This is a genomic window from Stenotrophomonas sp. SY1, assembly GCF_021202945.1.
Taxonomy (GTDB): domain Bacteria; phylum Pseudomonadota; class Gammaproteobacteria; order Xanthomonadales; family Xanthomonadaceae; genus Stenotrophomonas.
The window spans coordinates 1-454 of record NZ_JAJOYR010000018.1 but is presented as its reverse complement, the minus strand read 5'-3'; the positions used below and the strand labels follow the sequence as shown (position 1 = coordinate 454).

The 454-nt window shown below is 32.2% G+C and carries 2 protein-coding genes; both read right to left on the bottom strand.

Annotated elements, in window-relative coordinates:
* A partial coding sequence (locus LR961_RS19160) for a hypothetical protein (protein ID WP_232151570.1) occupies positions 1–209 on the bottom strand: 209 nt, incomplete at its 3' end.
* Between the two features lie 22 nt (positions 210–231).
* Positions 232–454: hypothetical protein (locus LR961_RS19155; RefSeq protein WP_232151569.1), on the bottom strand; the 223-nt coding region annotated here is incomplete at its 5' end.

The following is a 454-nucleotide window of genomic DNA, read 5'->3' as shown; positions in this document are numbered from 1 at the left end:
ATCAATAAGTCCTGGTTGCAGAAACTAGACATTTCTTGAAACAACAGTTTGTCGTCTGCTAATGATAATGTTTTTGGCCTATATATCACACCTACATTCATTTTTTGTCCATTTGTTTGGGTTAATTCTACCCACAAACTATCATATGCATCCTGTTTCACTTTCTCTAAAACACAAACATGAACATTGTTTTTAACGTACAACAACACACCCCCACCTTTCCTTTGGTTTCTATACTGTATTAAATTCAGCTTCGAACTCTGTACCACTTAACCATGTCTCGATTATTCCTATTATATCGAGATTTTCGCTTTTGACATACGCCTGTATTTCTTGAAATTTGTTCCTAATACTACGAGCATTAAAGTACATAGTTTTAAGAAACTCCTGATTATTTCTTTTTGACACATTTTGAGTTTCAATATCGTGTCTTATATTATAATTTTGTTTTTTA